This window comes from Paenibacillus sp. FSL W8-0194 (genome assembly GCF_037969745.1).
GTDB classification, from domain to species: Bacteria; Bacillota; Bacilli; order Paenibacillales; family Paenibacillaceae; genus Paenibacillus_AQ; species Paenibacillus_AQ cookii.
Window position 1 is genome coordinate 3177758 of the sequence record NZ_CP150205.1, and the last position, 26184, is coordinate 3203941.

Sequence of the window (26184 nt, forward strand, 5' to 3'; positions counted from 1 at the left end):
GTATGTAAGTTGTTTATAAGGCCGAGACCCTTATCCCTTCCCGTTCCAGCGCACACCGCAGGCTGCCGGCAAAAGACAGGGCATGTTCGCCGTCGCCGTGGATGCAGACCGTGTCCGCCTCGATCGGAATGATCCGGCCGCTCGCAGCCGAAACGGCGCCTTCCCTAACCATTTGCAGCACTTGATCTACCGCCCGGTCCGGATCGGCAATCAATGAACCCGGCATGTTTCTCGGCGTTAACGTCCCGTCGTCCCGGTAAGTCCGGTCCGCAAAGACCTCCGATGCCGTGCGCAGCCCCATCGCCCTGCCCGCGGCAATCAACGCGCTGCCGGCCAGCCCGTACAGGATCAAGGATGAATCCGTTTCGTGCACCGCCCGGGCGATCGCGTCGGCCAGCCGCCGATCGGCTGCGGCCATATTATATAAGGCCCCATGCGCCTTAACATGTTTCAGCGTGCCGCCTTCCTGCTTAACAAATGCTTGGAGCGCGCCAACCTGGTATGTGACCATGTCGTAAACTTCCTCGGCCGACACCTCCATGGGCCGTCTGCCGAATCCCGCCAAGTCGGGCAGCCCCGGGTGAGCGCCGATGGAAACGCCGCTTTGGACGGCCATCCGGACGGTACACCGCATCACCGACGGATCGCCGGCGTGAAAACCGCAAGCGATGTTGGCGGACGTAATATACTCCATCATTTCGGCATCGTTGCCTAAGGCATAACGCCCGAAGCTTTCTCCCATATCGCAATTCAGGTCCACGCTTAACATCCGAACATTCCCTCCAATCTGACGTCGATCATGGTTTTGAGCCGGCGCAGGCCGCGTTCCCGTTCCAGGTACAATTGTTCCGCTTCGTCAAGGGAAACTTCGCGGAAGCGGATCGCGTCACCCGGGGACAACTGCGCGACTTTAGGCAAATCGGCGGAAACGACCTGCGCGATTTTCGGATAGCCGCCAAGCGTTTGCCTGTCGGCCATGAGGATGATCGGCTGCCCGTCGGCCGGCACCTGCACGGTGCCGTCGGCGACGCCTTCGGACAGATACTCCCGGGGAGTCCGCAGCTCGAGCCGGGGTCCCGACAACCGGTAGCCCATCCGGTCGGACTCCGGCTTGACGCGGTAGGAATCTTCGAAGAAACGCCGAAGATCCGCTGCCCGAAAATCATCGTATTGCCGCCCCCTCGTGACCCGAACGGGTTGATTCCCGCGGATATAACCTGGCCGGGGGGCCGCCGACCACCGCGCCGCCCGAAAAGAACCATGCTCCGCGAAATCGCGGGAACTCGCGGCGGGGCTGCCGAATCGGCCCGAATCTTTGTTATGCAGAACATCTCCCGTCTGCAGCGCCCTTCCGTTCAGGCCGCCGATGCCGGCTCGCAGATGCGTGCTGCGGCTGCCGAGAACTTGAGGCGCATCCACGCCGCCGGCAACCGCAACATAAGCGCGGCACCCGGATACGGGGCGTTTGAACGCCAGCTCGCTTCCCTGACGAAACCATACCGGCCGCCACATCGGAACGGGCGTGCCGCCGGATTCCGGCGATAAATCGGCGCCCGTGATCGAAACAAGCATGCTTTGACGGAAACGCACCAAAAAACCGGACCAAGTAACTTCGAGCGCCGCCTCGCCTTCGGCATTGCCGACAAGCCAGTTGGCGATCCGGTGGGCAAACCCGTCCATCGCCCCGGACCGGCCGAGCCCGTATTTGCCGTAACCTGTCCGCCCTAGATCCTGCACGGTAACGAGTAGCCCCGGTTTCAATACCTCGATGCTCATCTCCGTTCACCTGCCAGTCTGTCGTATTCGGAAACGCCGATCGGCCGAAAACGGATATACTGTCCGCTGTTCAACAAAACCGGCGGGTCCTGCCCGGGCCGAAACAAGGCGAGCGGCGTTCTGCCGATGATTTGCCAGCCGCCGGGCGTGTCCAACGGGTAGATGCCGGTCTGGGTTCCGGCGATCCCTACCGACCCGGCAGGAATGGACAACCGGGGCGTCCCTTTCCGCGGTGCGGATATGCTTGCCGGCATGCCGCCCAAGTACGGGAAACCCGGGGCAAAACCGAGCGCATACACCAAATAGTCCCGGCCCGAATGGATGCTGACGACCTCGGCTTCATCCAGCCCGTTCAATTCCGCCACATAGGCCAAATCCGGCCCGTGTTCGCCGCCGTAACAGACCGGAATGTCGATCACGTCCCGCTTCCGCTCCGCATGAACGCCGATCTGGTTCAACCGGTTCTGCACGAGGGATCTGACATGCTCGAATGCCGTTCCTTCTCCCGGGGAGCGGTTTAACCTAAACGGGTCATAATAAACCGTAACCACCGCAAACGAAGGAATGCATTCCACGAATCCGGGAAACGGATCGGCCTCCAGCAGGGACACCGCCGCTTGAACCTGCCGGTTCACGCCTTCGTCGATCGTTTCGCCGAATTGGATCAGCAGCGCAGTTTCGCCCAGCGGCTCGATCGCCATATTGCCCATGCCTTCCCGCCTCCTTTACATCAACGTTCATGAATCTATTTTAGAGGCAACCCGCGGAAATGCGCAATCATTGCCGAATAAAAACAAAAAAGGCTGCCTGCCGCAGCCCTTTCCCTTGTACGTGCCTGATTTATTTTTATTTCGCCAAGTCGATAAAACCTTCGCCGAACACGTCCCTGACGTCGTGAATGGTGATGAAGGCATCCTTGTCGACGGACTTGACGATTTTTTTCAACGTCGGGACCTCCTGTTTGTTAATGACGACGTACAGCACTTCCTTCGGCTGTTTCGTATAGTAGCCGTATCCGGGAAACACCGTTACGCCGCGCTCCATCACGGTATTGATCTCCTGAGCGATATGGTCGTATTCCTTGGAGATAATCGTGATCGCTTTCCGCGGGTTCAAACCTTCGATGATGAATTCCATCACTTTCGTGCCGACGAACAACATTACGATGGTAAGCATGAGGCTCTGCGCTCCGATGATGAAATAGGACGAAAACGCCACGATCAGGTCAAAAAAGAGCAGCGCGTAGCTGATATTCCAATCCCAATATTTATGGGCGATCCGCGCCAAAATGACGCTTCCTGCCGTCGTGCCGCCCGCGCGCACGATGAGTCCGATGCCCACGCCAGCAAATACGCCGCCGAAAATGGCGTTAAGAAGCACGTCGTCCGATTGAATCGTCCATCCTTCCGTCAAATGCAGGAACAAGGAGTTGCACACGATGGCGATGATGGTGTATACCGTCGTTTGCTTGTCCAAAAATTTATAGCCGACGATCAGCAGGATCGCGTTTAATATCAAATTCACCAGGCCCGGAGACCATTTGAACAAATAGTAAAGAATGATCGTGATCCCCGTGACGCCGCCTTCGGACAGGTCGTGAGGAATGACGAACAGATTAATGTCGAGCGCAAAAATGAATGAACCGATGATAAGCAAAAAAATGTCCGCGAGTTTTCTATTCATGCAACTGCCTTCCCTTGATCAATATCCGAAATTTTCAAATGTTCAAAACGCAACTCCCCTATTTTATAAGGGACGCCTGAGATACGTCAACAGAAAAAGGCCGGCCTCAGCAAAAAAAAATCCCGCAGCAGGCTGCAGGATGAAAAAAAGTTTCATAAACGGATCGGATCTTGGACATGGCTAGGCATAAAATAAAAAAAATCCGCGAAAAACGCGGATGAATGGGGGCATACCCGATCCTTATTTCGGCGATCGGATGGAAACCGTATTGGTCGTACCGTCCCATTGGACGGAATAACCCGACAGTTCCGAAAAATCTCTCAGCGGAAGCATCAGGGAGTTATCCCTGTACCTTGAGGCGGTTATCTTGACGGTTTTCCCGTTGACCGTCGCTTGACCCGTCAGCGCCTGATGCACGATCGTGCGGCTGCCGATTCGAAGGGTCGCCGTTTTCGTTTGGTTGTTCCAGAGCACCTCCCCGCCTAACAATTCGATGCAAGCCCTGAGCGGAATATAAATCCGGGAATCGTACAGGATCATATCGTTACGCAAATCCGCTTCCTTGTTGTCGATCAACAGCCTCCCCTCAAATTTCTGCTCGCCTAAGCGGTAACCTGAGTTTCGAGCGATCTCCTCAAACGAAAGCTTAGACGATGTGATAATGGCCATGGTGTGGAGCCGTATTTTGGGAAACAGCCAGTGAATATCGTCGTTATACATGCGGATGCATCCCGCGCTGACATACTTTCCGATGGAATTTTTGTTGTTGTTTCCATGGATCGCATATGTCGTTCCTCGCGTTCCGTTGACGTCCAGCCCGATCCAGCGGTCGCCGAGCGGATTTCTTGGATCTCCTCCCGGAATTTTTTCTTTGTAATACGGACGGTTTTTGATTTTGCTCACGATTTCAAAACGCCCTTCCGGCGTAAGCGATGCCGTTTTGCCGGTGGCTACGCGAAATTCCCTGACGAGGGAACCGTTTTGGAAAAATGCCAGTTTATTCGTTTTTTTGTTGACGATGATCAGATCGTTGCCCGCGCTTTGTGCGTCCGCTTGCACTGGCGGGGGGATGATCCAACCCAGTAACATGATAAGAATGATTGCTGCGAATGAGCGGTGATAAGTACGCAGAATCCGCAAGCCTCCTTTCATCCGGTGATTAATGCCATTATATGGGAGGGGGAGGGTGTCCTATCACTCTTAGATGGATTTTAATCCGGAATTGTTGCAGCGCGCTCGAAAAAGCTTGTCTATGAAAATTCAAATTGAATCTTTCATGAAAATGATAGATTTTCCTTGTCACGATGCAGCGGGAGGAATACAATATATAATTGTCCACTTCAAGAATGGAGGAAATAAGATGTCACCGATTCGTTCGATTCCGGGACGCCCTTCAAACAAAAAAACGGTTTGGATGGTGGGCCTGTTCGTACTCATAGCCGTCATCGGATTGCTTTACGTCAAATGGTGGCCTTATTATCACAAGGCGTTTTCGGCTGCCGACAAGCATTCCATCGGCTCTTCGATCTTAAATATGGAAGGGAACGGGCCATCCTGGGGCTCCGCCTTGCAATACGCGCAAGCTTATTTCAAATCCGTATGGAAAGCGGCGGTGCTCGGCATTTTGCTCGGTTCCCTCGTACAGGTGCTGCTGCCTACCGGTTGGCTCTACGAAAAGCTTGGGAAAGCGGGATTCAAAAGCACGCTGATCGCGGGCGTATCGTCCCTGCCCGGCATGATGTGCACCTGCTGCGCCGCACCGATCGCCACCGGCCTTCGCAAACGCAACGTATCGGTCGGAGCCGCGCTGGCCTTTTGGCTCGGGAATCCGCTGCTTAACCCGGCGACGCTGATTTTTATGGCATTCGTCCTGTCCTGGAAATTCATGCTCATGCGCATCGTGTTCGGAATCCTGCTTACGTTCGGCGTCAGCTATTTTGCCAACCGGTTCGCGGGTGAAGCCAAGATGCCCGAATCGATGGCGGCCCTGCCCGAAGACAAGGGGGATCAGGCTCCGTTCCTTGTCCGCTGGCTCAAAAGCCTCGGCATGATGCTCGTCAGCGTCGTTCCGGCTTATCTGATCGCCGTGCTGCTGCTCGGCGCCTTTCAGTCCACGATGTTTCCGGTCTGGGTCGGCGGCGGCATCGCGGCCGTTATCGTGTTTGCGGTCGTCGGCACGCTGTTCGTCATTCCGACGGCGGCGGAAATTCCGATCATCCAATCCTTTCTGGCATTGGGCATGGGTACCGGACCTGCGGCGGCGCTTCTCGTGACCCTGCCGGCCATCAGTCTGCCGTCGGTGCTGATCGCATGGAAGGCTTTTCCGAAAAAAGTGCTGGCCTTCGTCTCCGTGTCGGTCGTGGTTGCCGGCATCGTCAGCGGTTTGATCGGCGCTTGGATCCTGTAATCCGCAAACGGCATCATATCCGAGCCTAAAACATAAAAGGACCTTCGATGGAGGGTCCTTTTGTTTTTGATCCCGATCCACTTCTTGACAACGTTTTCATTAGGATTTATATTGAATTCAAAGTTAATACGATGTGAAGAGACGCGGAGACCACGAAATGCTTTTGTTTTTCAAAAGGTATTTTGTGCGTCTTTTTTTGTTTCTTCCATCGGCATAAATTCTTCAACCAATCCAAATACGAGGTGATCGATCATGGCCATTCATGAACTGAGTTTCAAATCATTTAATCAAAAGGACGACATTCGAGCCTGGATCTACACCCCCATCCGCAAACCGCGCGGAATCGTTCAGCTGGTGCATGGTTTCGGCGAGCATTCCCGCCGGTATCTCCACATGATTTTGAAGCTGAATGAAGAAGGCTTCGTGGTTGCGGCGGACGATCATGTGGGACACGGCAAAACGGCATACGATTCAGGCAACTGGAGCGATTGGGGCGCACACGGCTACATGACGATGGCGGAAGATGAGCACTCGCTCCGTCAACGGGTACAGGAGAAATATCCCGGCCTGCCCTATGTCATGTTTGGCCACAGCATGGGTTCCATGATCGCCAGATGTTATGCCGCCGCTTACGGAGAAGGGATCGACGGTTTGATTCTTTGCGGGACTTCGGGCGTGTTTCCGAATGCGGGCGAAGTTGCGAAAGTGTTGAAAGAACAGGTGGACCGGGGCAATGGAGAAGAAATCGATCCATCTTATTTGCAAAAGCTTCTGGGCTGGATGACGGAGCGCTGCGAAAATGCCTCCACCCCGAATGACTGGATCTGCGGCGATCCGGACGTCGTTGCCGACCATGCCCATGATCCGTTCAACAACTTTACGACGCCGCCCAATATCCGTTCGTTGTATTATTTTGTGATGATGATGGAAACGATCGTCGGTACGCAGTGGGCGGAAAAAGTGCCGGCATCCATTCCCGTTTACAATATCGCCGGGGATCAGGATCCTGTCGGCCAATACGGGGAAGGAGTCTACGCCGTTTCGAACTGGCTCGCGGAAACGGGTCATCAGGTGGAAACCAAGGTATATTCGGGTTATCGCCATGAAATCCATAACTATCGCGACATCCGGGACGACGTCGAAGATGGAATCATCGATTTTATCCATCGCGTGATCGGGAACAAATAGAAACTGCCCCAAAAAGAAGAAGCCTATGGCAATTGCCATGGGTTCTTTCTTTTTGGGACAAATTTATCCGGCGGCAGAGGAGCACCGGTTTAGGACACGGTCGAATAGCCGTAGTCTTTTTTCTCTTCCTTACGATCCGGTTCGGCTTGAACCTCCGGCGCGGCGCTTGCATCAAGCTTGGCTTTGCCCATCAGCAGCGAGGCTGCGCATGCCAGGAGCACCGGGAGCAGCGCCCAACCAAAGGTGGCGGCGATCGACGAGGACAACGCCTCCGATACCGAATCCAAAAGCGCAGCCGGAATGCCGGCACGCGTCTGCTCCGACAACAGCACGTGCGGATCGTTGACGGAAAGCGCATCCGGAACCCGGGCGCCTCCGCCGAACATCTGTCCCATCTTCGCCGAAAACGCATGGGTCTGGATCATCCCGAACGTCGTGATGCCCAGCGTCATGCCCAAGGAACGGAGAAAATTAAACGTGGAGCTGGCCGATCCCCGCTGGCGGTACGACAAACCGTGAATGCACGCGTTGCTCAGCACCGAAAATGAAGCGCCGATGCCAAGGCCGATCAGGATCATGTAAAACGTGACTTGAAGCCGGGACGAATCCGGGCCGAGCGTCGTCAGCAGCGCCGTGCCGGCCGTTAACACCAGAAGCGAGGAGACCATGATCGAACGGTAGGAAATCCGGTTCATCAGGCTGCCGCCCAATGTAGCCGTAATGACCGAAGATACCATCATCGGGAGCAGCACCATGCCGGAGCTGGTGGCCGAACCGCCGAGCACCCCCTGAATGAATATCGGGATGTAGACAGAGGCGGCAATAAACGCCGCGCCGCTAAAAAATCCGGTCAGGATGCCGGACGTATAGATCCGATTTTTGAACAAGCCGAACGTGATGATCGGTTCCTTCGCCTTCGTTTCTACGAACAGGAACGTAGCTGACAGCAGCACGAACCCTCCAAGCAGGCTTAACATCTCGGGCGAACTCCATGCCAGCTGCTTGCCGCCGAGCTCCAGCGCAAACATGAGGCAAACGACGGCTCCCAGGAAGGTGAACGCGCCGGCCCAATCGATCGGCTGCTTGGAATGCTCATGGGATTCCTTGTAGCATAACGCGATCATCAGCAGCGCCGCCAAACCGAGCGGCAAATTAATGTAGAAATTCCACTGCCACGCGATATATTCGGTAATATAAGCTCCGACCAACGGGCCGAAGATGCTGGAGATGCCGAACACGGCCCCGAACAATCCGCCGAGCTTCCCTCTTTTCTCCAGCGGGACGGCATCATACATGATGGTAAAAGCGATAGGCACAAGCGCCCCGCCGCCAATGCCTTGAACGGCCCGGTACAGCGCCAATTGGGTAATGGACTGGGCCGTGCCGCACAGGGCCGATCCGATCATAAACAATATGATCCCGAACACAAAAAAACTCTTTCGTCCATACATGTCGGACAGCTTCCCGAAAATCGGCATGCCGGCCATTTCCGCCACCATGTAGGCCGACGTGACCCAAACGAACTTATCCATCCCTCCGATTTCGCCCACGATGCTGCCCATCGCCGTCGCCACGATCGAATTGTCCATCGATGCCATGAGAATGCCGAGCAGTAACGCGGCGATGACGACCGGCAGCCTGCTTTTTTCTTGATGCTCCATATTCAGAACCACTCCTTCTTTTCTATTACGGTTTCGTTCTTGGCCTGAATAGAGCATACAAAAAGAAGTATGACAACGGCGTGTCATACTTCCCGATATTTTTCGAGCATGTTTTGCAATTGCTCCTTCACCGCTTTTCGGATTTCCGGCGGACTGACGACTTCCGCGCCAACCCCGAAGCTCAGCATGATCGGAATGAGCCAACGCAAGCTGCTGCGCTGCTGGTTCGTCAAAATGATGTCCAGGCATCCGTCTTCTCCAAAGCGCTTTTCCGCGCCGACGAAAAAATCGAGCGCCCTCGCCATGGCAGACGGCGCGATTCGGAGCACGACATCGAATACGTCCGCATCGGCCGGTCCGCTTTTTCGCCCACCGGATTCGATCTTCGGTTCATGGCGGTGATGCTGGAAATGTTCTCCCGTGACAGCCATGGACACGATGCGGGGCAGCTTGAATTCCCGGTAGTCGCTGCGCAGCCGGCAATAACCGTACAAGTACCAGGAGTCGTATTTGTACAAAAGATTGACCGGTTCGACGGCCCGTTGGACCCGCTCCCCTTTGGTGCTCACATATTCGAATTTCACCACAAGCTGCCGCCGAATCGCGTCATGAATCATCCGAAGCGTCTCGTTGTATGGGCGCCAGCTGCCGATATCGAGCGACATGCTTGGTTTTTTGGCTTCCTGGTGGACGGTTTGGAGCTTATGGATCGTCTCCTCGGCTTTCTCATCCTCAAATACCGTGGACATGCTGCGCAAAAGAGTCACGAGCGAGTTCACGTCGTAGGAGCCGAGCAGGCTTTTGTCCATTTTATATTCTTCCATGATCCCGTAACCGCCGTTCACGCCTTGATAGGAAACCACCGGAATGCCCGCCGCGCAGATGGTTTCGATGTCGCGGTAGATCGTCCGTTGGGACACGTTGTATTTTTCCGCAAGGGCCGAAGCCGACAATATTTCGTGATTAAGCAGCATGTAGATCATGGAAATGAGACGCTCAAGCTTCATGAAAGACCACCTTTTTTGATATGGATATACGATCCCCATGATCAGTCTAGCGTCCCGAGCCGCTTTTGTATAGAACAGAAGCAAAAAACGGTGGTGTCCGACTCCAAACTTCCCTTTAAAGACAGGCGCTCCAGGCAAGAAAATGCTGCTTGCAAAATGGCGGTGAGTTTTTTAGCGTTTGCCTTATTCAAACTAAATCCGTAGAAATGAAGAGTACGGTGGATATGAACTAGGTATGTGCCGGTTTTACTTTTGTGAATTTTTCATATGTTGTTTTTTTAACATATTAAGCGTCGCTATTCGAAATTCGAAGTCCTTCGCGTTCATGTGGTTGACCTAAATCAGGGTTGCCTGCTCCAGCCGATTTTCAATCGTGTAATCATATGTCTGGAAACATTTTGGTGGGGGGCTATTTTCGTTGGGATCTCGGGAAGCTTTCGTGGAAGATTCTCTGGGGCAGTTTTGGTGATACCGGCTGCTTCAGTCCGTTCACTTTTTCCTTTTTCTATCTCTTGTCTTTGAAGAAATCGTACTTGATCACAAAATCGAAGAGAGCCATAATTGCAATGGCTCCAAGCGGAATCATGAAGTAGGCCCATCGCGGATGATTCGGAATTTCACCAGGGGGTGCTTCAATTAAAAAACCATAAAGAACAAGGCTATAAATGACGGCCAGAACCATACCTGTTACGTTTCTATTTTTCATAGCTGCTTTTCACCTCGGATTCACAAAAATTCAAATTATTGTATTTTTTACCTAAGCATATTATAACATGGCGCAACAACAAGTGGATAAATTCTCCTGTCACGCCCCATTTTATTGAAGGATCGTGCCCTTTTGCTCATTCGTTTTTCAATGCGGATGCGCTAACAGTGGATTAAAAGCTTTAAGCGGTCCGCTTTGTAAAATCTTATCCACTTCCTCGTATCCAGGCGGGTAGGCGAAATTGTAACGTGAAGGAATTGCAAAAACATATCTATCGTTTTGACCCAATTCGCTCGGTTGGATAGCTGCTGCACCAATAAAAAATTCTTCCCGTCGAAGAGAGTCCCACTGATTGATCGTAAATACCATAATGGGTATATCCTGCCTTGGCGTTTGCGCGGTCCATCGAGGATCTCGAATCGAAAGGATTGGACCGGTTTCTGAAGTCTTTTTACTTGCGTTTTTGTCCATTGTGTTGCCTTCCCAATGACTCTTTACAATAGAATAACCTTTCCAGCTTTCGGGTAAAGAAAACTGAAACCCGTATTGTTTATTTGTATACACGATAGAGTCTGAATCCGAAGATGAAGGGGCTCGATCAGGGCTTTGAGTCGGCGTTTTTGTTGGTTGACTTGTGGCTTGCGTTGGTTGGGATTGAAAATGTTCATCATCTATATTCGTGCAACCAACGAATAAAATAATGGTGAAAAGAAATAGAACAAGCAATTTATTCAAAAAGTCACCATCCTTATTGGCTCATGATTTCTAAAATTACAGACGATAATGAAAGCGTTAAAGTTTGACCAAGTTTAAGATTATTTTTATGGTGCATATGTACAACACAAGATTTACTTTTTCCGCATTACTGCACCCGCAACCCGTACGCAACTTGAACGCGGCATATGAGTAAAACAGGGACACCCGGGAGAGCGGATGTTCCTGTTTTCATGAATGCACATACCGAAACGTTGATCATCATCGGTAGATGCGCAGTCAATCCCCCGAGATGAAGGAAAGAATGGGATCGACTGTGCGAACAAATCCAATCATTTCATGCCATCGTTTCGCAGCCCCCATGCGGCGATCCAGGCGACAGCCGCGACCGCAGTCGTGATGAAAAACGCGTCGGAATAAGCTCCGGTCCCCTCCCCGTACCAAGGATTAAAGAGATGCGCCGCGTCCCGCCGCGCCGATAAAACGGCTCCGATGAGCCCCGCTCCCGTTCCGGCCCCAAGGTAGAGCGAACCTTGGAAGATCCCGACTCCCGTGCCGACCTGATCTTTCGCCACAGCGCTGACGGCTGCGCTATTCGCCGGGGAGTTCAACAGCGCAAAAGCAATTCCCGCCCCTAATACGCCTACCGAGACAAGGACAGGAGAGTTTCCTGCAGCATAGGTCGACAAAAAGAATGTGGATACGCCCATCATACTTGCACCGGCAACGATCAACCGTTTCGTCCCTACCCGATCCGACATGCGGCCAATGACCGGAGAAAAGGCCGCGACGGCCGCTCCTCCCGGCAGCAACACCAGCCCTGCCTGGCCGGGGGAAAGCCCGTTCACCTCCACGACCAGCAGCGGAACGAATACAAGCACGACGAAATAGGCAAACATCGAGCACATTGAAACGATCAGTGCGCATACATAAACTCGGTTCGCAAACAGAACAGGCGGGACGAACGGATCATCCGCGGCATGGATACGCCAGACGAAGCAAATCAAAGCAGCAACCGATCCTGCAAAACTTCCCAACGACGATACTGAAGCAAACCCGGCTGCTTCCCCTTGAGTCACGCCAAAAAGCAAAAGCCCGACGGTCAGCCCAAGCAGCGCGCCGCCAAGAACATCAAACGGCCGCCGCTTTCCTTGTTGGGCGGCAGGCAGAAGGGACGGCAGCGCATACATCGAGCCGACGATAACAAGCACCGAAAGCAGCAGCGTGACCCAGAACAATGCCTGCCATCCCCACAGCTCTCCGACGGCGCCTCCAAAAATCGGTCCGCTTGCGGTTCCGATCCCGATGCTGCCTGCAATGATGCCGAAGGCACCGCCCCGTTTGCCAGGCGGCAGCACCTTCGAAACGACGACGACCGAAAGGACGGGAATGGCCGCCATCCCGGCTCCCTGGATCATTCTCCCCGCAACAAGAACGATAAGATTCGGGGCGAGAGCGCAAATCAGGCTCCCGGTCGCCAGAATGCCGACCGCAATGATAAATAGCTTTTTCAGATCGAAAAAATCCGACATTCTTCCGTACAAAGGGACCCCGATCGCCAAAATAAGCGCGACGCCGCTGACCACCCAGCTAATCCGGGCTTTAGAAGCTCCCAGTTGTTCGCCGATGAGCGCGAGCGCGGGATTTACCATATCCACCGTAATCGCCGCCACAAGAACGGATAATGCCAATGTCATGACGATGAGTGTTATTTTTCCTTGGCTGAGTCGTGAGAAAAGTGCTTCATCTGAATTGTTTTTAACCATTGGATTGCCTCCTAAAAAAAGAATTTTGTTTTTTAGGAGGCTGCATCCACTGCTTTCCTCGTCAATCTTTCTCACTCCTTCCTCTTGGTTCGCAATGAACCTGTCGGTTCAACAAAACTTGCAAACCTTCATTTTCACGCCAAAAAGTCGCAAAAAAAGACACCGAAGTTTCGGTGTCCATTTTACGTTTTACGTTTTTCGCTCAACATTTCACATGAACCAGCTGCAGCGTGAATTCACGCCGCATCAGGTTAACACGAGAGAGGCAAAAAACGTACAGACACCGTATTCGCAGATTTTATTGCAGCGCAGCTTAAAAATGGGCAGACGTATCCCGTCGAATGCAAATTTCCCGATTTTTTTACGGATAAATCGATCCAAACCGGTACGAATACAGATCTCATCGCTTTTTGCCTCCTTTCAACATAATTAAAGTCATTGTATCCGAAAGCGGTTAGGTACACAACCTTTGGAAAACGGTTTGCTGAAGGTCAGATTCCGGTTCATCTATTTTGACTTTCTAATTAGGACGAAAATTCGAGCCCTGCCCGGATCCATTTTTCAATGACCCCTTCTTCCAAAAATGGTGCGATCGGCTTCAGGGCCCCCATACCTTCTTTTTCAAAAGCTTGGCGAGCGCACGCTTCCAAAACCTCATCGCTTATGAACGGCGCAACAGGCAGAAGCACTCGGATACCGTGGGTTTCAAACGCCTTTTTTGCGTACTCGTCCAGCGTCTTATCGCTCATAAACGGTGCAAGGGGCGTTAACGCTCCGATTCCCTCGTTCTCAAACGCTTTTTCCGCAATTTCGTCCATTGCCTCTTCGCTCATAAACGGCGCGATGGGCGTTAATGCTCCGATTCCCTCGTTCCCGAACGCTTTTTTCGCGCATTCATCAACCGCCTCATCCGTCATAAACGGTGCGATGAACTTCAACGCCTCGATCCCTTCTGTCTCCAACGCTTTTTTGGCAAACTCGTCAATCGCTTCATCGCTCATAAACGGCGCAAGCTCCTTTATTGCTCCGATTCCTTCCGAAGCCGCCGCTTTTCTCGCGCATTCATCGATAAATTCCGTGCTGACGAACGGGGCGATCGCGGACAGATCATGAAGTTTAAACTTATGCTTCATATGGCTGAACACTTCATCGGCTTGTTCCGTTTTCAAGAGGGGCATCACGGCAGAGAAATCTTCGACGGAAATTTCGTTTTCCCGCAAAAATTCGGTCGTTTTGTTCTGGGCAATGTTTTGGACGATGTCCGCCCCCTTTTGATTGTCCAAAATTTGATCGATGCTGACCTCGAATATGTCCGCCAGCTCCGGCAGCTTCGAAATATCCGGCATCGTTTCGCCGCGTTCCCAATTGCTGACGGCCTGATAGCTGATCCCCATCCGGTCCGCCATCTCCATTTGCGTCATCCCTTTTTCTTTTCTCAGCCGGGCGATGTTCCTGCCGATTTTGACCATGTTAAACATGCGCTCACTCCTTTAAGGTTTTTACAACGTTAGTGTACCTGCGAAAAGCGGCCGGATATATAAAGCAGTGCTTGAGTGATCATTTTCGCGGGTTTCCAGCTTACTTCCGACGGAGCTATAAGAAAAAAGGAAAACCCGGCTTGACGGACTTTCCCATGGATGCATAATCTGACGCTTCTTTTTTATTTCATCGCTCCAGCACTTCACTCAAGCCCTGCTTGAGTCCTTCGACGTCAAGCCCGTCGACCGCAAAAGCCATGCGTACCAGCTCAGGCGAAACGAATTCGTCGTATTTTCCCAAATAGGGTGCTTCATCAGGCCCGAGCAGCAGCAACGGATCCGTGCAGGACGCGCATTCCTGTAGAATCTGCTCCAATAACGTCCGGCTGTCCGCTTGCCCGGCAACGACAAAATAATAAGGCTCCATCGGCACGATTGAACGCAGAGACAGGCGCTCTGCAAGATTGTTTTTGAGCAGCCGTTCCAACGTCCTGAATTGCTTGCTGCCGATCCACGGCAACACGAACAGCGAATCACCGCCTGCTGGGATGACGGGCGACTTCAGCAGCCCGCTTTCTTTCGCCAGCCTGCGCGCCCGTTCCAACCGGTTTACGGCCTGCGGCGACAGGTACGAATAAATGGCGGTGTCCGCGAGCACTTCGCGCATTTTCCGCACGACCAGCGTATGAATATCCCCTCCGCCGCCAAGCCACAACGTATCGACCTTGCCCAGCGCCGCTTTGACATAGACGGCTTTATGCTTCGTATCGACTTCGGTTACTTTCCACAATTTTCCCGCCAAAGAAAAACAATACCCCGGCGGCGGCACCGTCGTAATCGAGCCGATTTCCTCCGTGCCGTTGTAGACCGCATGCTCCTCGTCATCCTTGAATACGGCATAAAAACGGAAATTGTTGACGATTTTTTCTCCCGTCAGGCCGATGATCAAACTTTGCTGTTCCGTCCACTGAACATGGTCGGTTTGCAGCAAATAATTCAAAAACGTTTTATACGCAGCGGCCGGAATTTGCTTGAACGATGGCAGCGAAAGCACGTATGCCGCCAGTTCGGCCGGCGTTGCTTCCCCCATGCTTTTCAGGACGCTCATCGTCTGGTGGTATAAAAGCCCGATCGGCATTTTCCGGATGTCCAGCGGCTCCACCCACCGGTCGCGGACATACAGCTCGATCACGGCGATGGCGCGCAGCAGCGTCCAAGGCATTCGGGCCGGCAGCGGCGCGTCTTCGTCTTCCTCTTCCGGGCATACAAACAACATCTCCGACGGCGCGTCGTTCCGGCGGCCGGAGCGCCCCAGCCGCTGCACGAAGCTCGAAGCGCTGTAAGGAGCGCCAAGCTGCACCACGCGCTCGAGTTCGCCGAGGTCGATGCCCAGCTCCAACGTCAGCGTGGCTGCGGCCACGGCCGGACCTGGCCCGTTTTTCAACGCGGCTTCCGCTTCCTCGCGCAGCATGGCGGAGATGCTGCCGTGATGCACGTGGAAGACGTCCGGCTGATGGCGCTGGGCTGCCACCCTTCGCAGCTCCAGCGTCGTGAGTTCGGCATCCGATCGGCTGTTCGTAAAAATGAGCGCTTTTTTCAAATGGGTGCTGTCGTAGACGAAGTTATAGTAGGCTTTGCGCGCGTTTTGCAAATGCTCCGCCTGCTCCTCGTCCCGGGCGTCCGGAAACGAAAAATGCTCCACGCGCAGCCGAAGCTTGCGTCCGCCAGGCACCGAAACGGCCTCCACGGGCCGGCTGCCGCCTGCGCCAAGCCATGCTTTCGCCGCCTCATAGTCGCTTAACGTCGCGGACAAACCTACGCGCCTTGGCGAGCAGCCGGTCATTTTTTCGATCCGGGCGATTTGGCTGAGCACCTGAATCCCGCGGTCCGCTCCCATAAAAGCATGAACCTCGTCAATGATGATATACCGAAGATCATGGAACAAGGCGGGGATCGCGTTCGGTCGGTTCATCAGCAATCCTTCCAGCGATTCGGGCGTAATTTGCAGCACTCCCGAAGGATTCCGCATCAGTTTGGTTTTCTCCGTCTGCGACACGTCGCCGTGCCAATGCCATACCGGAATGTTGCCGTCCCTTAGCAGCTCCTTGATCCGTTCAAACTGGTCGTTGATCAGCGCTTTGAGGGGACCTATGTACAAAATCCCGACGGAAGCGGACGGGCGTTCGTGCAGCTCGGTCAAAGCCGGAAAAAAAGCCGCTTCCGTTTTGCCTGACGCCGTCCCGGCCGCGATCAGCATATGATGGTCGGAATTCATGCAGATGTTAAGCGCTTCGACCTGCGCCGGCCGCAGCGTGTCCCATCGTTTCCGGTAGATGAACTCCTGAATGAACGGAGCCAAACGGTAGAAGATATGGCTCGCGCCGCCGCTCATAATTCAAACTCCGCCAAAAAATCGTCCAAATCGTCTTGTTCCCGGCCCGCCGCCGCAGGCGCGGCCATCCGCTCGCCCAGCAGCCGGCTGAACGAGGCATCCGGATTTTGATGCAGCGTATGCAGCAAATCCATGAAGTCGCGCACCACTTCGCGCGGGGTCAGCAGCTCGTCCGCCCCCAGCCGCCCGACGGCCGTTTCCATGAATTGAATCAAATCCGCGTCGGTCAAAGCCGGGGTATAACCGAAATGCAGCCCGTGAATTCGCAGCAGCTTTTGCAGCAAAATCAAAATCTCCTCATGCGACAGCATTTCCAGCTTCAAAATCGGCCCGGTGTAGTTCCGGTATCCGTTTCCGGCAAACCTTCCTTCCACCAAGCGCGAACGCAGCGCCTCATAACTGAATAATCCGCGGCGTTCGTCCTCGACGAATTGCGGCGTCCCTCCCAGGAAGATGCCCAAATGCTCGGCTTTGCCCTGCATCGTGTCATTAAACATCGTCAGCAGCTTCTCATAATTGCTTGTCCGGGAAACGCTGTTCGATATTTTATAGAGATTGACGCCTTCGTCGATGAACAGCAGCAGCCCTTTGTAGCCGATTTTCGCCACAAATTCCGACCACAGCTTGATATAATCGTACCAGGTATCGTCATCGATGATCACGGCCACGTCGAGTTCTTTTCTCGCCTCGGTTTTGTTCGGGTACTCTCCGCGAAGCCAGCGCAGCGCCGCCTGCTTTTTCTCGTCCTCCCCAAGCTTGTATCCGTTCCAATAAGCCGCAAGCACTTTGGCAAAATCGAAACCGTGCACCAAATTGTGCATATGTGACGTCACCGCAAAAATCCGCTGCTCCACCTCATGGGCAAGCGCCGGATCGTCCGCGCGCAAACCGCCGGCCTGCATCGCCTCCTGCTGAATCGCCAAAATCCATTTTTGGAGTATCGCTTCGAGCGCTCCGCCGTCCGGCCGGGTCTTCGTGGACAAGTGGGTCATCAGCTCGCGGTACGTTGCAAGCCCTTGCCCTTTCGTGCCGACGAGTCTGCGCTCCGGAGACAAATCCGCGTCCGCCGTCACGAATTCCCGGTCCAGCGCGTAGTTGCGGATCGTTTGCAGCAAAAAGCTTTTCCCGCTTCCGTAACGCCCGGTAATCAGCTTCATGGCGGCGCCGCCTTCGGCAATGTTGTCCATATCCCGCAGCAGCGCCTCTACTTCCTGTTTCCTTCCCACCGCGATATGCTCCAGCCCGACACGCGGCACGACGCCCGCCGTCAAGGAATTGACGAGCGCGGTCGTCAGCCTTTTTGGTATTTTCAAATCCGTCATGTTTCCACCCCTTAAACAATTACGCTTTCTTCAACGCTTCCAGATATCCGCTATATTCTTCCGCAACGTCGTCACCGTCGATCACGAGATCGCCGATCGTCTCCATCGCGGCTTGATTTATTTCGTCGATCAGCAGCGCCGGCATCGATCCGTAAGTTTCGGCGATCCGCTCCAGCTCGCTGTATGGCATTCGAGATTTTAATGCATATAGGACCTCCAAATGGGCTGGTCCCAGTTGCTCCGAAAACGAGGTCCATTCCTCGTCCAATAAAGACGTATCCCATGCAAATCGTTGTGGTTCCATTGCAGGTCTCTCGGGGACTCGTTCGCTGCTGCTTTCCCGTTCAAAACCTTCCTCTGGCCCGCTATGTCCGGCATGATCATGTTCGGCAAGATCCGTTGGCGACACGGGAATATTTCCTTCCTCATTCCGTTCATGCGCCGGTTCGTCCCATTCCTCGATCGTCAGCATGCTCCGCACTTCTTCGCTGTCTTTTTGCAGCATGGCCAGTTTCTGCGTATCAATGGATACGGCCGGGACGGAAAGCTTTTTGGCGGCAAATTCCTTGTCCAAAAACCGCCGGATCAACGTCTCCGTTTCGCTTTTTAACGTGACTCCCCGCAAGCGTCCTTTAAAACCCGTCAGCTCCCGCAGCTTGTTTTCGGCGCACCGCACAAGCTGCGTGACGTAGTAGTGTAGCGGCGGGCATTTTCGGATCTCAAGGATCCGCATCGGAAATGTCCTTCCGTACGTTTCGGCATCGTACACGCTGCTTCGGAACAAATACCGCTCGATCTTTTTGCCCGTCCCCTTATAAAAGGTGTCGACGAGGCCTTTTCCCGTCGTTTTTTGCAGATAGGAGTGGACCAGCGCGATGACCTGAGGCGTGTATTCCTCCAACAATCCGCGGCCCTCTTCCGCATAAAATTTGCTTCGCCGCGCATCGTAATCCGACAGCGTCAAAATCTGGTCCAATGTCAGTAAAGCGGGATTTTCGCCCATCAACCTTTCCAGTTCCAGGTCAAACAGTTCTCCGGCCCAAGCCTGACCGGACCTTGCGAGAATGTCGATCAGCGGGACGTCCAGCCGATGCACCAGCACGAAGTCGCATACCCACTCGGCCAGATACTGATTCAGCTTCGGATATCGGTTTCCATAGGCATCCCAAAGGTTCATCATCTGCTCATATCCCTGCCGCGGCCGCTCCCATCCGACGCCATGAATCAGCTCGTACAGGCAGACGAAAATATAGGACAGGTCCGTGTAAGGAAAACGTCCGCTGCGGACTTCGCTCCTCCAGTAAAAATACCAGCGCCGCTGCGATTCGTTCATCTGCTCGTACGTCGGCCAGTAGCTCATGAACGGGACAAAAGGCGCCTGCTCCCCCGTCCGCTCCGCCATCGCCTGAGCCTGCTGCACAAAACGTTTTTCCTTCGATAGAGCCGCAACAAAAGGGAGCTTCCCTTCCGCCGGTTGCTCCTTCCTCTCCGGAATGCTCAACTCGCGTATAGGGCCGTTTTCTCCATTCGCAGGCGCGCTCAAGTCGATTTCCGCAAAATCCAAAGGCTTTTGATTTGAATTCATGAAACCATGCATCACCATTTCACAGAATATTTGTTCTCTTTTTTCATTATATATGAAAATGGCTTGGGGTGTAATTTTTTTGCCATTCTGTGAACTTTGTGCCGAACCTGTCCCTGGGAAAAGATTATCTCCTTCAAGCAGGTGTTGTATCAGGAAAAAGAAAAAAGCGCCTTTCATCGGCGCCAATTTTTCATCATTATTTATATGGGATGTTTGCATCCATCCGATCACTAGGAGCTTATCCTTCGTTTGTTTTTTCGAATTCACAGGTATTCTTCTTGATAGGAATCATTAGAAATCTATCGTTACTCCTGAATGATTCGATCCGTATAAACAATGTCATTGCTGCTGTCCCATATACTGCCTTTATTTCACCGGAATCCTAAACTCCAGTTCAGAAATGTACTGCTTCTCCCCGTTCCGGTAAATATATGGCTTGACGGTAACGGATTCCGGGATCGATTCAAACGGTTCGTAGCTGGACGAAAACAAATAATGATCACCTTCTCCGGAGCCGTTTGCACCGAGGTTTTTTTGAAGCCGCCCCTTTTCGTCGGCCAGGTCGTAGGAAATATCGATAAAATCGGACACCTTGTACTGATCCTGAATGGACTCTGCAATTTCCTTGATATCCTGTCCCAGTTCTCCCTTAATCTCCATTTCCAGCCGGGTCGTCACCGGCGAAATTGCCAATTTGGCTACTTTCATATGAATATGATCAAACACCTTCGACTCATCAGGCGTAAGCACGATGCTGTCGTTCGTTTTTTGGACCGGAACGTTAAACTCGTACGGCACGCTATCATTCAAAAAATGGATCACGAGTTTAAGTTCGAACTGATCCGGGATGTTCAAGCCGGGGGAATCCAGTCCATGCACCAGCAGCGAATTGGGAGCCTTGTCTCCCCCCGAGCCATATCCCATGCTGGTATTGATCAACGTGTCATTGACGTAAAAATCGATGGAGATATGACCCGCCCCTCTAGATCGGACGATTTCTTCGTACCAATTGTCGAGCGATCCTTGGCTTCCGCTGCCCCCGGCCAATTCTCTCGTCAAGACGAAGTTCAGCCGGCTGCCGTCGTAGACCACTTCAGACAAATGGAGCGTCACCCCGTTATGCGTCACGCTTTGGTTGGCGTCGATGGCATACCCTGCTTCGCTGGCTTTTTGAAGGCCCTTGTCCCCGGCCAGCTTAAACACGCTTTCCAGAAAAGGGATCTGCTTCAACGCCTGCGCCATAACGGGTGATACAAAACCGGAGCCGATAAGAATCAGGCCCGCAGCCGCCGTTCCGGCACAAATGACGGTGATTCTGCGGAGCAGGCTTTTCCTTTCCCCTGTACCCTGCTTCTCTTGCACGACATCATCCAATCTGTCGTAAGCTTCATCCATCCGTACTCGAATGGACCGCGGCAATTCCTGTGCCCGGTCTTCTTTCAACTGTTTCATCATTTCGTCCAGTCCGTTCAAAGCCGCACCTCCTTTGCAGCTGGTTCCTTCAATCGGCGGGATAACGCCATGCGCGCCCGGTAAAGCCTTGTTTTCACCGCTCCTGCCGACATTTCCAGCATGTCCGCAATTTGCTGAATCGTCATATCCTCAAAATAATATAAAATCACGATCATTCGCTGCGTTTCCTCCAACCGATCGACGGCATCGCGCAAATCCATGCGGAGATCCTCGACTGGAGGAACGTATGCGGCCTGCGGCGGCTCCGCCATCGAGACCGTCTTGCTTTTTTTGCGTAAAAGCGTGTTGCACTCATTGATTAGGATCCGGCAAACCCAAGTATTAAAGAACCGGGGATTTTGCAATGTCGGCAGCGCCCGGTAAGCCTTCAAGGCGGTTTCTTGCATGGCGTCTGCGCAGTCCTCGTCCTGTCTGACAATGGACTTGGCAATGTTGTACATTCGCAGCTCCACCCCCTTCATTATGGATATAAAAGCTTCCTTATCCCCTTTTTGCGCGCGAAGGACCTCGGATTCGTTCACATCTATGTTCAAACGGGGCGTCCCCCTTTCTTATTTTCATTCCGATGATTAGATGCGGCTTCCGATCGATCGGTCACAGCCTGATTCCGATTTTTTATGTTCCAACAAAAAAAGGCACAACCCTTAATAGGATTGTACCTTTCTATAACCACGGACGTCATGCGCCCATCGCCTGTTAGACCATCAGTGAAACTCAACGTCGATCTTTTTGCGGGCATCCCCTTGTTTTTTCATGTGGATTTCCAGCACGCCGTTTTTGTAGGAAGCTTTGACGTCGTCGGAGGAAACGTTCGCCGGCAGCGTCACCATGCGGTGAAAACGGCCCACGTAACGTTCCTGGCGGTGCATATGCTCTTCCTTAATTTCGTTCGTCCGGTTGATCGTGCCGCTGATCGACAGCATATTCCGTTCAATGTCGATGTCTACGTCCTCTTTTTTTTCAAGACCCGGGATATCGCATACGGCAACAACCTCGCTACCGGTTTCGTACACGTCCACGCTCAAATTGCCGAGGTTTTGGCGCATGTTCCGGAAGGCCGGGAAATCCGCATTCAAAAAATGGTCCATCTCCCGTCTCATTTGATCGAGATGGCGGAAGGGCTCGTAAGGAACTAAAGGCATTTTTGCTGCATCCTCCTTCTTCATAGTCAAGCTTATTTTTACCGGAGAAGGAGAAATTATGCTCTAGATGGAACTCTATTTTCGGAATAAGTATAATCCAAAGCCCAGGGTATCCCGCCCCCACTGCAAGTAGGTTCTCCTCCATGACCGGATTCGTTCCAGCATGGCATCCCGGTCGGGATCATCCGGGTGTTCATGGCAATAATTTTCGATCGATGAGGAATAGAGCCATTCGTATTCATCCCAATCATTTTCGTCCGCCACATAGGACCAAAGCGGAATCAATCCCAATTCCTCGGCAACCTTGACATTGTCTGCATGGCTTTTCAAATCCGTTTCCGATGCTCCACCCAGCGCCTGCAGATATTCCGCACTTGGACGCTGTTTCCAGTATCCCTCACCGATGAAGATGTACCCGTCTTTTTTCACAAGACGTTTCATGTGTTGCAGAGTGGATTCCAGTCCGCCCAAGGCATGCGTAGAACCGATGCAAACGGCTAATTTAAATTCTTCTTGTTCAAAATTTCCGACGGCTGCACCGGCGTCATCGATAATAAACTCTATGCTGCCATCAGGTATTCTGCTGCTCGCTTTCTTTTTTGCTTCGTCAATAGCTCCACCGTATAATTCAATAGCGACCCCTGAAATTTTGTGATTTTCCACCAGACGGATTAGCAGTTCACACTTCCCTGCCCCAATGTCCAGCACCTTATCTTGTGGATTCAGCGGTACCATTCGTATGACGTTCATCATCTTCGTTTCGTTGACAGGGTTACTAAATGCATGGTTTCTGTGGGCAATATTTGAAAATCGGTTTCGATCCAACGAGGGCATTCTCCTTTTACAATTGAATGTGGAATCCGTGATTTGTTCCCATGATTAAAGGATAATAATAAATCGTATGAATGCAACTCGTTCTTTTAATGACGCTGGGCACGCCTCCGCATTGAAGGAACCGGGATATTATCGTTATAAACATCCTAGCTGAAATTCAAATCCATACCGTACTGTCTTAATTTCAACTTACCCGCTACAGCTTGAGAAGCAAAATTATTCCAAGCCGTGCTGTATAAAGCCATCCGCCCCTCATTTTGGATCTCGGCCGCCCAGGCTGCCGCTGCCTCCATCCCGTAGGATCTGCCGCGAAAATCCGGAGCGGTGTGCAGACTCGCTTCAGCAGCAATCGATGAGCTTCTGGCGCTGCTGCACAAAGATACGGCAGATTGATTTTGTACGACCGCGAAAGCAGGCTGTCCAAGGATCACATCATCCACGAAATCAGAAAAATACGGTTCTAAAAGTTCGATATTCCTCTGCGTGATTTTTATGGCTTGTGTTGAACGCCCTCTCATGTCAGGAAATACGTAAGCCGGTCCCAGGTAGACCTGTTCCACGGGGCTGTCCTTACTTAAAATACGTATAATATCAGCTATATTAACCCGATTTGGAGCGTGCAACCACGGCGCTTTTTCGACAAACCGTTCCAGTTCGTTTGTAACGTCTTCATCCACTGTTTCATGGTACCTTACAACAAGACCTTGCTTGGTGATCCCCATGAAAAAACGGGGTGCGCTCTTCGCGCTTGGTTCGTTTATCGTGGTCATGCGGCCATCCTCATTGTGGTTAAAAAGGACGTTGGCCTGGACTTCCATAAGTTCATGGTCTGACTGCAGAAATCGATGATTCAACTCGGTACCCCTTTTTTGAGGGGAAAACGCTGGTTTTTGGGCTAGTAGGCGCGATCCCCTGCGATAAATTTTGCCCCAATCCTTGTGTTCTTCATCAGACCACCCCTATCAAAATGTAGAAAATTCCCATGAAAAATTCGCTGGAACGCATCGTCCAGAAATTTCTTCAACAGTATATATTTGACCTTCCTTGATGTCAACGGATGAAATCGTTGGGCGCGAACCACCGTTCCGACCAGAATCCCTCCGCAGGCGTTCGGATCGCCGGACAGCCCGCCGTCATTTTCTATATAGGAACGCTAGCCGCCTCAGGTTTAAACCGATGAACAACGCGGCAAACAAAAGCAGCACTCCAACATCCACCGCGATTTCGCCAAACCCGAGCCCTTTGTACATCACGCTTTTCAGCGCATCGGCCGCGTAATAAAGCGGCATGATCCTGGCAACGGCTTGAACCCACGAGGCCATTCCGTCCAGCGGAAAGATGCCTGCAAAGAAAACCTGCGGAATGATGACGATCGGAATGAACTGCACCATCTGGAACTCCGAAGCCGCGAAAGCCGAGAGCAAGATGCCAAGCGAAAGCGCCACGAATGCCAGAAGCAGATTGACCAGTAGCACGTACCAGATGGAACCTGCCAGAGGGATGCCAAGCACCAGCGTACCGAACAAAACGACGATGACCGTTTGCAGAAACGCAAACATGCCATATCCCGCCAAATAACCGGCGATAACCTCACCCGGGCGCACCGGGGTGGCCATCAGGCGTTCCAAAGTTCCCGACGTGCGTTCCCGCAGCAGTCCGATACCCGCAATGAGAAACACAAAAAAGAAGACAAAAAATCCGATCAGGATGGGACTGAGCGTATCAAAATAGTTCGTATCCGCGCCGCCATAAACATATTCCGTCGTCATGGCTACATGCGGCGCCGCAGCCTTTCCTTTCTGCAAAGCGGCTTCGGCAAGCGAGGCGGCCGCCTGACTGATTTTCATCCGGATCGCTTTGGAAACGGCTGGATCGGTATTTTTCAAAATCAGGTGGATCGCCCGATCCTTCATCACCATCACGGCGTCCAGCTTATCTTTTTCCAACGTATCCTTATCGGTCTGATCATAAGAAATCACGGCCATGCCCTGATTTTTGATCGATTCGACGATTTGCGCATCCACGTTGACCGCGCCGATTTTTACGTCGGAACCGCCCCCGGTATGCTGAAACAAATAATTCACCAAAGACAATACGAGCAACGGGGCCAAAAACAGCAGCGCGAGCGTTCGTTTATCCCGGAGCAGCTGCTCGCAGATTCTTCGGACAAGCGCCCGGATTCTCATGGACGGGCACCCCCTGCCAGCAGAAACACGTCTTCCAAGCCGGCGGCGTTGTACTGCCGTTTAAGCTGCTCCGGCGTGCCTTCCGTCAAAATGCTGCCATTTCGCACCATCGCCAGCCGATCGCATTTTTCCGCTTCGTCCATGACATGCGTCGTCACGACGATCGTCTTCCGTTCGGAGGATCTCAGCCGAGTCAGCTCCTGCCAAATCGATTGTCTCAGTTCAGGATCGATCCCTACGGTCGGTTCATCCAGGATCAGGACCGAAGGGTCATGAACCAGGGCAATCGCCAGCGACAACCTGCGTTTCATCCCGCCGGAATAGGCCGATACTTTTTTGCCGAGCTCTTGGGACAGGTTCACGAGATCGGCCGCATAGCTTATCCGCTGCTTTTGCTCCGCTTTGCCCATCTTGAACATCGAAGCAAAAAACTTCAGGTTCTCTTCGCCCGTCAGTTCGCCGTACAGCGCATCCGATTGAGCCATATAGCCGATATGCTGAAGCATGGTAAGGTTGGGCATCTTCGTCCCGAGAATATTCACCGCCCCTTCGTCCGGCACATCCATGCCGACCATCATTTTGATCAGCGTCGTTTTTCCGGCCCCCGAAGGCCCGATCAGACCATAAATTTGCCCTTGCTCCATGTTTAAGTTCACTTCGGACAGGACGGTCTTTTTTCCGAAGCTTTTGCTGACCTGGCGTACACTTATAGTGGTTTCCATGGGGAAAAACCTCCCTCAGATAATGAACATCGCGTTGATTATCTTGCACGCCTTTATTATAATCAGGGCATACCGAACCCTCAATAAACAGAAATACGGAATGTGACCCTTAAACGGCAGGTTCGCTAAAAGTGTTCATTAT

At 52.7% G+C, this 26184-nt stretch carries 23 protein-coding genes; 2 read left to right on the forward strand and 21 right to left on the reverse strand.

The features are described 5' to 3' along the window. Nucleotides 1-13: 13 nt before the first annotated feature. From MKY58_RS14360 to MKY58_RS14380, 5 genes are all read right to left on the reverse strand, one after another. A complete protein-coding gene (locus MKY58_RS14360; protein WP_339320880.1) occupies nt 14-769 on the reverse strand; it encodes a 5-oxoprolinase subunit PxpA in 756 nt (251 codons plus the stop codon). Next, nucleotides 763-1776, reverse strand: a complete 1014-nt coding sequence (locus tag MKY58_RS14365; protein WP_339320881.1) for a biotin-dependent carboxyltransferase family protein — start codon at nt 1774-1776, stop codon at nt 763-765. The genes MKY58_RS14360 and MKY58_RS14365 overlap by 7 nt, the downstream gene beginning before the upstream one ends. After that, complete coding sequence (gene pxpB / locus MKY58_RS14370; RefSeq protein WP_339320882.1) at nt 1773-2486, reverse strand: 5-oxoprolinase subunit PxpB; 714 nt, start codon at nt 2484-2486, stop codon at nt 1773-1775. Before pxpB ends, MKY58_RS14365 begins: the two co-directional genes overlap by 4 nt. A 136-nt stretch (nt 2487-2622) precedes the next feature. Further along, on the reverse strand, nt 2623-3459 hold the full coding sequence (locus MKY58_RS14375; RefSeq protein WP_339320883.1) for a YitT family protein: 837 nt from the start codon (nt 3457-3459) through the stop codon (nt 2623-2625). A 240-nt stretch (nt 3460-3699) separates the two neighbouring features. Then, nucleotides 3700-4518, reverse strand: coding sequence for a L,D-transpeptidase family protein (locus MKY58_RS14380; RefSeq protein ID WP_339320884.1), 819 nt, complete (start codon nt 4516-4518; stop codon nt 3700-3702). Nucleotides 4519-4819: 301 nt separating this feature from the next. Here MKY58_RS14380 and MKY58_RS14385 point away from each other — a divergent pair, with 301 nt between their 5' ends. After that, nucleotides 4820-5866, forward strand: coding sequence for a permease (locus MKY58_RS14385; protein WP_036709337.1), 1047 nt, complete (start codon nt 4820-4822; stop codon nt 5864-5866). A gap of 252 nt (nt 5867-6118) precedes the next feature. Then, the gene (locus MKY58_RS14390; RefSeq protein WP_339320885.1) at nt 6119-7054 is read left to right on the forward strand and encodes an alpha/beta fold hydrolase; all 936 of its coding nucleotides are present in this window, start codon (nt 6119-6121) and stop codon (nt 7052-7054) included. Between the two features lie 89 nt (nt 7055-7143). On the opposite strand, the gene MKY58_RS14395 is transcribed toward MKY58_RS14390, so the two are convergent. The 16 genes from MKY58_RS14395 to MKY58_RS14470 form a co-directional block, all read right to left on the reverse strand. Beyond that, nucleotides 7144-8715, reverse strand: coding sequence for a DHA2 family efflux MFS transporter permease subunit (locus MKY58_RS14395; protein ID WP_339320886.1), 1572 nt, complete (start codon nt 8713-8715; stop codon nt 7144-7146). 83 nt (nt 8716-8798) lie between these two features. Beyond that, the gene (locus tag MKY58_RS14400; protein ID WP_339320887.1) at nt 8799-9722 is read right to left on the reverse strand and encodes a YafY family protein; all 924 of its coding nucleotides are present in this window, start codon (nt 9720-9722) and stop codon (nt 8799-8801) included. A 505-nt stretch (nt 9723-10227) separates the two neighbouring features. Then, on the reverse strand, nt 10228-10428 hold the full coding sequence (locus tag MKY58_RS14405) for a hypothetical protein (RefSeq protein ID WP_339320888.1): 201 nt from the start codon (nt 10426-10428) through the stop codon (nt 10228-10230). 147 nt (nt 10429-10575) lie between these two features. Then, entirely contained in the window at nt 10576-11163 is a 588-nt protein-coding gene (locus MKY58_RS14410) for a hypothetical protein (RefSeq protein WP_339320889.1), read from the reverse strand. Between the two features lie 311 nt (nt 11164-11474). Further along, nucleotides 11475-12908: an MFS transporter gene (locus MKY58_RS14415; RefSeq protein WP_339320890.1), complete on the reverse strand. Its 1434-nt coding sequence runs from the start codon at nt 12906-12908 to the stop codon at nt 11475-11477. 524 nt (nt 12909-13432) lie between these two features. Continuing rightward, nucleotides 13433-14386 carry a helix-turn-helix domain-containing protein gene (locus MKY58_RS14420; RefSeq protein ID WP_339320891.1) on the reverse strand — a complete coding sequence of 318 codons (954 nt, stop codon included), beginning with the start codon at nt 14384-14386 and terminating at the stop codon, nt 13433-13435. 187 nt (nt 14387-14573) lie between these two features. Further along, complete coding sequence (locus tag MKY58_RS14425; protein ID WP_339320892.1) at nt 14574-16778, reverse strand: DEAD/DEAH box helicase; 2205 nt, start codon at nt 16776-16778, stop codon at nt 14574-14576. After that, on the reverse strand, nt 16775-18100 hold the full coding sequence (locus MKY58_RS14430; protein ID WP_339320893.1) for an ATP-binding protein: 1326 nt from the start codon (nt 18098-18100) through the stop codon (nt 16775-16777). The genes MKY58_RS14425 and MKY58_RS14430 overlap by 4 nt, the downstream gene beginning before the upstream one ends. A gap of 19 nt (nt 18101-18119) precedes the next feature. Then, nucleotides 18120-19685: a TerB N-terminal domain-containing protein gene (locus MKY58_RS14435; RefSeq protein ID WP_339320894.1), complete on the reverse strand. Its 1566-nt coding sequence runs from the start codon at nt 19683-19685 to the stop codon at nt 18120-18122. A 366-nt stretch (nt 19686-20051) separates the two neighbouring features. Beyond that, nucleotides 20052-21158, reverse strand: coding sequence for a DUF4179 domain-containing protein (locus tag MKY58_RS14440; RefSeq protein ID WP_339320895.1), 1107 nt, complete (start codon nt 21156-21158; stop codon nt 20052-20054). Beyond that, a complete protein-coding gene (locus MKY58_RS14445) occupies nt 21155-21691 on the reverse strand; it encodes a sigma-70 family RNA polymerase sigma factor (protein ID WP_339320896.1) in 537 nt (178 codons plus the stop codon). Before MKY58_RS14445 ends, MKY58_RS14440 begins: the two co-directional genes overlap by 4 nt. A gap of 171 nt (nt 21692-21862) precedes the next feature. Beyond that, on the reverse strand, nt 21863-22300 hold the full coding sequence (locus MKY58_RS14450; RefSeq protein ID WP_036709326.1) for an Hsp20/alpha crystallin family protein: 438 nt from the start codon (nt 22298-22300) through the stop codon (nt 21863-21865). 75 nt (nt 22301-22375) lie between these two features. Continuing rightward, nucleotides 22376-23134 carry a class I SAM-dependent methyltransferase gene (locus MKY58_RS14455; RefSeq protein ID WP_339320897.1) on the reverse strand — a complete coding sequence of 253 codons (759 nt, stop codon included), beginning with the start codon at nt 23132-23134 and terminating at the stop codon, nt 22376-22378. A 146-nt stretch (nt 23135-23280) separates the two neighbouring features. Further along, a complete protein-coding gene (locus MKY58_RS14460) occupies nt 23281-23988 on the reverse strand; it encodes a GNAT family N-acetyltransferase (RefSeq protein WP_339320898.1) in 708 nt (235 codons plus the stop codon). Nucleotides 23989-24267: 279 nt separating this feature from the next. Further along, complete coding sequence (locus tag MKY58_RS14465) at nt 24268-25320, reverse strand: ABC transporter permease (RefSeq protein ID WP_339320899.1); 1053 nt, start codon at nt 25318-25320, stop codon at nt 24268-24270. After that, nucleotides 25317-26042 (reverse strand): ABC transporter ATP-binding protein, encoded by a 726-nt coding sequence (locus MKY58_RS14470; protein WP_339320900.1) that lies wholly within the window; start codon nt 26040-26042, stop codon nt 25317-25319. The genes MKY58_RS14465 and MKY58_RS14470 overlap by 4 nt, the downstream gene beginning before the upstream one ends. Nucleotides 26043-26184 lie beyond the last annotated feature (142 nt).